The organism is Polynucleobacter sp. JS-Fieb-80-E5 (assembly GCF_018882015.1).
Lineage (GTDB): Bacteria > Pseudomonadota > Gammaproteobacteria > Burkholderiales > Burkholderiaceae > Polynucleobacter.
Map to the genome: position 1 here is coordinate 1 of NZ_JACVPH010000012.1, position 1,321 is coordinate 1,321.

2 protein-coding genes are annotated in these 1,321 nt (G+C 49.4%); both read left to right on the forward strand.

Annotated elements, in window-relative coordinates:
• Positions 1–77: 77 nt before the first annotated feature.
• Positions 78–515 (forward strand): helix-turn-helix domain-containing protein, encoded by a 438-nt coding sequence (locus ICN44_RS12265; RefSeq protein WP_216264206.1) that lies wholly within the window; start codon positions 78–80, stop codon positions 513–515.
• Between the two features lie 24 nt (positions 516–539).
• Positions 540–1,259, forward strand: a complete 720-nt coding sequence (locus tag ICN44_RS12270) for an integrase core domain-containing protein (RefSeq protein WP_216264207.1) — start codon at positions 540–542, stop codon at positions 1,257–1,259.
• The last annotated feature ends 62 nt before the right edge of the window (positions 1,260–1,321 follow it).

Below are 1,321 nucleotides of genomic sequence, written 5' to 3' on the forward strand. Positions count from 1 at the left end.
GTGTACGACTCGACACATAGTTAACACTTTATACCGGACACATACTTTACAGTTTTTGGCATAGGAGGGACCTTACTATGCCGTGGAATGAAAGTACGAAGATGGATGAAAAGCTCAAGTTTGTATCTCGTTACCTTGATGGCGAGAAGATTGCTACCCTTTGCCAGGAGTTTGGAATCTCCAGAGTCACTGGCCATAAAATCATTGATCGCTATAAAGACAGTGGTTTAGAAGCCTTTACGGATCGATCAAGAAGGCCCTTTAGGCAAGCCAATCGGCTGCCCTTCCAGGTCGAGCAACTGATCGTGAACCTCAAAAAGGAGTTCCCGACCTGGGGCGCTCCTAAATTGCGCGACCGATTGCACACCCACTACCCGGAGTTAGCATTGCCCGCCAAAAGCACAGTGCATGCCGTTCTCGATCGCCATGGCTTAGTCAAAAAGAAACGCAGACGCCATCACCCCAAGCTCACGGGGACCAACTTATCGGATCTCAAAGAACCGAATGCTCTATAGTGCGTGGACTACAAAGGGGAGTTTATGCTGGGTAATAAGCAGTACTGTTACCCCTTAACCGTGACGGACTATGCCTCTCGCTTCCTCATTTGCTGTGAAGGCCTAGAGAGTACTCGCGAAGCGCAGGCTTTTACGGTCTTTGAGCAACTCTTCAAAGAGTATGGGCTGCCAGGCTCCATCCGCTCAGACAACGGTGTGCCGTTTGCCTGCGCTAATGCGCTCTATGGTTTAAGTAGTCTATCGGTGTGGTGGCTTCGTTTAGGCATTGGTATTGAGCGCATCAAGCCCGGCAATCCACAGCAAAATGGTCGCCATGAACGCATGCATTTAACGCTCAAGCAAGCGACGACTAAACCCCCTGCCAAAACACTTTTGCAACAGCAAGATAAGTTCGAAGACTTTATCCATGAGTACAACTATGAGCGGCCCCATCAAGCACTGGAGATGAAAAAACCGGCACAGCTCTATACCCCCTCGACCCGAAAATATGAAGGGCTACCCGATGTGAGTTATCCCTTCCACGATAAGACGGTGACCGTGACTAACTGCGGACGCATCTGCCTTGATGGTAAGAAGATTCACTTTAGTACGGTGTTCGCTGGTCATGACGTGGGCCTGCGCCAAGTCGAAGACGACGTATGGTTAGTCAGCTTTATGGATTACGATATGGCTTACTTTGATATGGAGTCTTCTCGGGTACAAGCCTTAGAAAACCCATTTGGTCCCAAAGTATTGGGGATGTGATTGGTAAAGGTGTAAACCATGTGGTCGGTACCGGACGTAAAGCATGTGTCCGGTACGTACCG

What these genes read in the sequence shown, in the direction of transcription:
- ICN44_RS12265 (WP_216264206.1), top strand. Translation starts at nt 78, where the DNA reads ATGCCGTGGAATGAAAGTACGAAGATGGATGAAAAGCTCAAGTTTGTA.
- ICN44_RS12270 (WP_216264207.1), top strand. Translation starts at nt 540, where the DNA reads ATGCTGGGTAATAAGCAGTACTGTTACCCCTTAACCGTGACGGACTAT.